The organism is Lutibacter sp., assembly GCF_041596795.1.
Classification (GTDB): domain Bacteria; phylum Bacteroidota; class Bacteroidia; order Flavobacteriales; family Flavobacteriaceae; genus Lutibacter.
In genome coordinates, this window is the sequence record NZ_JBFHHX010000165.1 from 1 (window position 1) to 6,209 (window position 6,209).

A 6,209-nucleotide genomic window follows, 5' to 3' on the forward strand; every position below is an offset into this window, starting at 1 on the left:
ATTAAATGATATTCAGCATAATTTAAATTTAGAAAACGCACAATTATTTAAAAAATCGTTTAAAAGAAAAAACCTTCATTTTAATGTTATTGAAACCGAAGATAGTTACAATAAGTTATTACAAATTGTAAAAAAAATAAACGCTCCTTGTATTATTTATACTAAAAGTAGAAAACAAACAAAAGAAATTAGCGCTTTTATACAAAGAAATAGTTTAAAAAGTAGTTTTTACCATGGTGGTTTATCTATAGAAGAAAAAAATAATGCATTTAATAATTGGATGAATGAAACCACTCCAATAATGGTTGCTACAAATGCATTTGGAATGGGAATTGACAAGGCAAATGTAAAAGCCGTAATTCATTTAAACATACCTAATAGCATTGAAAACTTTATTCAGGAATCTGGAAGAGCAGGAAGAGATGAAAAAGCGGCATATTCTTTTGTTTTAACCAATGCCTCTACAATTAATGAAGAGTTGCATAAATTTAACACCACTGTTCCTACCGTACCTTTTATAAAAACCGTTTATCAAAAATTAAATAGTTTTTATAATATTGCTTTAGGTGATTTACCAACAGACCAATTCAGTTTTTCATTACAAGAATTTTGCTTAACGTACCAACTAAATATTTTAAAAACATACAATGCTATTAAAGTTTTAGAACGCGAGAATATTATTTACTTAGATGAAAATTACAGTAAAAAATCTACCCTAAAAATTCTTCTAAACAATCATCAAATTTTTAACTATATCAACCAGCATCCATCCACTGAAAAACTGTTAAAATTAATATTAAGAACCTACGGTGGTATTTTTGAACACGAAACGTTAATTAATGAATTTGCCTTATCAAAAAAATTAGAATGTTCTAAAAATACAGTAATTCAAATTTTAAATACTTTAAACCAGCAAGGTATTGTTTCGTATGTTTTTGAAGATTCATCTGCTAAACTAAATTTTTTGGTACATAGAGAAAACGACTATACTATTAACCGAATTTCAAAAAATATTAAGCAACAAAATCAATTAAAGTTTGAAAAATTAAATGCGTCTATTCAATATCTTCAAAATAAAACCACGTGTAGAAATAAACAATTACTTAATTATTTTAATGAAATATTATTGGAAGATTGCGGTATTTGCGATGTTTGTTTATCTAAAAAACGTACACATACTTCCGCTAAAAAAATTGAAGATGCTATTTTAGAATATTTAAAAGGTGGACCTTTTACTTCTAATCAAATTATTAACAACCTTCAATTTAACGAAAAAGATATATTAAATACCTTACAATTATTATTAGAAAAAAATAAAATAGCAATAACTTCGCAAAATAAATTTAAAAGAACCGATTTATGAGAGATTTGAGAATTGTATTTATGGGAACGCCAGATTTTGCTGTAGCAACGTTAGACGCTATTTTAAATGCCAATTTTAACGTAGTTGGTGTTATTACTGCACCCGACAAACCTGCAGGACGTGGACAAAAATTACAACAATCTGCAGTTAAAACATACGCCCTTGAAAAAGGATTACATATTTTACAGCCTACCAATTTAAAAAATGAGGACTTTTTATCAGAATTAAAAAGTTTACAAGCCAATCTTCAAATTGTAGTAGCCTTTAGAATGTTACCTAACAGCGTTTGGAAAATGCCAGAATACGGTACCTTTAATTTACACGCTTCCCTTTTGCCAAATTACAGAGGTGCCGCACCTATAAATTGGGCAATTATTAACGGAGAAACTAAAACAGGTGTTTCTACTTTTTTTATTGATGAAAAAATAGATACTGGAAATGTAATTTTACAACAAGAAGTTAGTATTGATGAAAATGAAACTGTGGGCGAATTGCACGATAAATTAATGGATATTGGCAGCAAATTAGTTGTTAAAACTGTACAACTTCTACAAAAAGGTGCAGTAAAAACAATTAAACAACCAGAAATTGAAGAAAAACCAGCGCCTAAAATATTTACAGAAACTTGCAAAATTAATTGGAATGCCGATGTAAATTCTATTTACAATTTAATAAGAGGTTTAAACCCTTATCCTACTGCTTGGACTACGCTATCGCAAAATAATGAAGAAATTAAAGTAAAATTATTTGATGTTAAAAAAGAGGTAATTTCTCATAGTATTCCGGTTGGATCTATTGTTGCATCTAAAACTGAATTAAAAATTGCAGCAAAAAATGGATTTATAAGTGTTGAAAGTTTACAATTAGCTGGAAAGAAAAAAATGGATGTTAAAAGTTTATTAAACGGATTTACGTTTCAACCAAATTCTAGAATGCTTTAAGCCCTTTATTTTAAGGGCTTGCGCAAAACAACATTAAAAATGATAGAGGTTATTAACAATTATCCTCATTTATTAACAAAAACATCATTTTTATTCGTAAAAACTTGCACAAACCCTTATTCCGTCTAACTTTGTTAAGCTATTTAAAGCGAAATATGTTTAACCAATTAATTTAACATTTAAATTATGAACAAATCAGATTTAATTGATGCAATGGCAGCTGATGCTGGCATCACAAAAGCAGCAGCAAAAGCAGCATTAGAATCATTAACAGACAATGTAACAAAAACTCTTAAAGAAGGTGGAAAAGTTGCATTAGTAGGCTGGGGAACTTGGTCTATCTCTAAAAGAGCAGCAAGATCAGGAAGAAATCCTCAAACAGGAAAAACTATTAACATTGCGGCTAAAAACGTAGTTAAATTTAAAGCAGGAGCTGGTTTTAGCGATGCAGTAAATTAATAAATAAGAAATATTCTTATTCCTAAAACTCTTCAAATTAATATTGAAGAGTTTTTTTTTGTATTTTATTTTCACTATATTTAAATAAAATAAGTTTTTATGCTACCTAAAAATCCATCAAAAGGAAAATTATTAGTTGCAGAACCTTCTATTTTAAATGATCAGGAGTTTAAAAGATCAGTTATATATTTAACTGAATATAATAAAGATGGCTGTATTGGCTTTATACTTAACAAACCTAGTGAATTTACTTTAAAAGATTTAATTCCTGAAATTAATTGCAACTTTCCAGTATATACTGGGGGACCTGTTGAGCAGGAAAATTTATATTTTATTCATAAACTTCCTGAACTTATACCTAATAGCATAAATATAGATAAAGATATTTATTGGGGAGGCGATTTTGGAGCATTAACAGAGTTACTAAATACAAATCAAATTCAAGAAACCGACATTCGGTTCTTTTTAGGATATTCTGGTTGGTCTATAGATCAACTTAATGAAGAATTAAATAAATCTACCTGGCTAGTTATTCAAAATAAATACCCAAATATTTTTAACTTAGACAGCTCTACTATATGGAAAAATCAATTAATGTCTATTGGCGGTGAATACCAAATATGGGCAAATGCTCCTATTGATCCTACCCTAAATTAAATTATTTAACATTTGCTCAATTTCATTAGATACTTTTGATGAAAATTGAGTTTTTTTGTATCCGCTAACCGATTGAATTCCAACAATTGCATTGGTAATAAAAACCTCATCAGCCTTTTGAACTTCAAATGGAGAAATAGTGGTTTCTTCTACAGTATACAATTTACTTTTTTCAAGTAATTCTAATATTTTTTTTCTAATAACTCCTTTTATACAACCTTCTGTTATTGCAGGTGTTTTAATTGTGGTTCCAAAAACTAAAAATATATTACCGTTTAAAACTTCCACTACATTTTTCTTTTCATTTATTAAAATACAATTATCAAAACCATTTTCTTTGGCATAAATGGCAGCTAAAACGTTTACCATTTTATTGGTGGTTTTTATGGTTGATAGTAACCCAGAAAAAACATAGTAATCTTTAAATAAATCTACGGCGTATTGCGTCTTTTTTTCAACATTTAATTGAACTGCCTCAATTAAATAATCTATTTCATTAGAATCTGGACCATACAATCCGCCATCTTTTCTATAAACAGAGAAGCGTACCCTTGCATTTTCCAATTCATTGGCTTTCACAGTTTGTAGTATTTGTGCTTCAAAAAATTCCATTGTAAATTCAATTGGAATATTCATTCTCACCATTCTCATAGATGCCATTAATCTAAAATAATGACCTTCTAAAAAACATACTTTGGAATTTAACACTTTTATGGTTTCAAATAGAGCATCTCCATATTTAAAAGCTCTATTATCTGCGCTAATTAAATTAGTTGAATTTGTTGAAAAGGTACCGTTAAAATTAATCATTTTTTTAGTTTAGGACACAAAACTACATAAAAATACCTTGAATAAATCAAGGTATTTAGCAATTTATTACTACATTTTAATTATTACGCAGCTCCAATAGTCTGCTTTAATTCATCTATTTGATTTTCCCAAAACATTTTAGACTCCTCTACTTCATCTTCATCAGCAAAATCAGTAACAATTAACGACACATCGTGTGTAATTTCGTCTACTTCTATCTTAAATTCGAAAAAAGTTTTCTCGTCTTCTTGCTCTAACCATCTAAATTTTATTTTTTCTCCTGGTCTTTCTTGAAGTACTTTTGCTTTTTCTTCTGACCCATCCCAAATAAAAGTAAATATTTCACCACGTGAATTTACGTTGTCTGCAAACCATTCTGACAGCCCTGACGCTGTTCCAAAGTACTGATATAACATTTGCGGTGAAGCATGTATTGGGAATTCTATTTCAAATTTTATTTTTGTCGACATCTCTTTATTTTAAAAGCACAATATATATAATTAATCCTTTTTAAAAAAATTAAAATATTAAAAAAAATTTAGCATTATAATTTGCTCAAACAAATAATTTATTTTTATATTTGCACGCCTCAATAAATGGCGTGGTAGCTCAGTTGGTTAGAGCGTCGGATTCATAACCCGGAGGTCTGCAGTTCAATTCTGCATCACGCTACAAATTAAGTATTTCAAAACAAGCGGTTTAGTGTTTCTAAATCGCTTTTTTTATGTATAATTTAACCCAATTTCTTACATTTGAATACGAAAAAGAATACGTTTTTGAATACGATTTACCATTGAAAAAGAATTATTCAACCACCAAAATATGTATATTCTATGGCGATTTATGTGAATGTTGACATGTAAATTTCTTCTTAAAAAACCCTAAAACAGCAAAACTTAAACATTTTACACCTTTTTATATTGAAACTAGTTATTAATAACACGAGGTTAAGGGATAAAACCGTTCAGATTAAAGCTAAAATATCTTACAGAAAAATTAAATATTTTTACTTAAAAAAATGCATCTTAATTATTTATACTAAATATGGAAATCCGTATTTTTAATTAATTACAAATCTTTTATTTTGTGTACCTATAATTTATGCCTTTTATGAAAAAAATAAATTTAATATTGTTTTTTACCCTTTAATTAGTTGACTTTCTTATGCCTATTAAAATATTATGAAATCAAAAAATAAAAAACAAAACTATTTTCTAATTTTTAGTATTATCCTATTAATACCAATTGGGTTAATTCTAGTCAAAACTAATTATATTGATCTAAAAAAATTATACCATAAACATATTAATCTTCCACATAAGAAACCTAATTTAAAATCACTAAAGCCCTATCTTAAAGATCATATACAAAAATATGATTTACATGGAATTGATGTATCAAAGCATAACGGTAATATAAATTGGGAATTAGTAAAACACCCAGATCCAACAAAAAAAATAGATTTTGTTTTTATTAGATCAACATATGGTACAAATAAAGATAAACTATTTCACACTAACTGGACAAACGCTTCTTCAAAAAATTTCACTTTAGGTGCGTATCATTATTATTGGGCAAATACAAACTCAACAAAGCAAGCCCAAAAATTTATTGAAACTGTAGAGCTAAAAAAAGGAAATTTACCACCAGTTTTAGATATTGAAAAACTTCCAAAATTTCAATCAAAATCAAACTGGCTAAAAGGGATAAAAAACTGGCTGGATATAGTAGAAACTCATTATGGAATAAAGCCAATTATATATACAAGTGAAGGTTTTTATAAACATCATTTAGAAACCGATTCTTTCTTTAAAAACTATCCTAGATTATGGATTGCCAATTACAATAACATAGCACAACCCAATGGGAATTGGCATTTTTGGCAATATAGTGACAAAGTAAAAATGGAGGGAGTTAATGAATTGGTAGATTATAATGTTTTTAAAAATGATATCATTTCATTTAATGAATTGCTTAAA

General features: G+C 27.9%; 7 protein-coding genes and 1 tRNA gene. 6 read left to right on the forward strand and 2 right to left on the reverse strand.

Annotation, left to right across the window (positions count from 1 at the left end; genetic code table 11):
• The 4 genes from ABY298_RS14130 to ABY298_RS14145 form a co-directional block, all read left to right on the forward strand.
• Window positions 1–1,363 (forward strand): helicase-related protein (locus ABY298_RS14130; RefSeq protein ID WP_372746706.1); only part of this gene is annotated, 1,363 nt, incomplete at its 5' end.
• Complete coding sequence (fmt, locus tag ABY298_RS14135) at window positions 1,360–2,304, forward strand: methionyl-tRNA formyltransferase (RefSeq protein WP_372746707.1); 945 nt, start codon at window positions 1,360–1,362, stop codon at window positions 2,302–2,304. The genes ABY298_RS14130 and fmt, both read left to right, overlap by 4 nt.
• A 186-nt stretch (window positions 2,305–2,490) precedes the next feature.
• On the forward strand, window positions 2,491–2,763 hold the full coding sequence (locus ABY298_RS14140) for an HU family DNA-binding protein (protein ID WP_372746708.1): 273 nt from the start codon (window positions 2,491–2,493) through the stop codon (window positions 2,761–2,763).
• Between the two features lie 99 nt (window positions 2,764–2,862).
• A complete protein-coding gene (locus ABY298_RS14145; RefSeq protein ID WP_372746709.1) occupies window positions 2,863–3,420 on the forward strand; it encodes a YqgE/AlgH family protein in 558 nt (185 codons plus the stop codon).
• On the opposite strand, the gene ABY298_RS14150 is transcribed toward ABY298_RS14145, so the two are convergent.
• Window positions 3,412–4,230, reverse strand: coding sequence for an aminotransferase class IV (locus ABY298_RS14150; RefSeq protein WP_372746710.1), 819 nt, complete (start codon window positions 4,228–4,230; stop codon window positions 3,412–3,414). The genes ABY298_RS14145 and ABY298_RS14150 overlap by 9 nt on opposite strands.
• An 83-nt stretch (window positions 4,231–4,313) precedes the next feature.
• Window positions 4,314–4,700: an START-like domain-containing protein gene (locus ABY298_RS14155; RefSeq protein WP_372746711.1), complete on the reverse strand. Its 387-nt coding sequence runs from the start codon at window positions 4,698–4,700 to the stop codon at window positions 4,314–4,316.
• A 128-nt stretch (window positions 4,701–4,828) separates the two neighbouring features.
• Between ABY298_RS14155 and ABY298_RS14160 the strand changes: the two genes are divergently transcribed.
• Window positions 4,829–4,902 (forward strand) — tRNA-Met (locus ABY298_RS14160).
• Window positions 4,903–5,411: 509 nt separating this feature from the next.
• The coding region (locus ABY298_RS14165) for a glycoside hydrolase family 25 protein (protein WP_372746712.1) at window positions 5,412–6,209 on the forward strand (798 nt) is incomplete at its 3' end.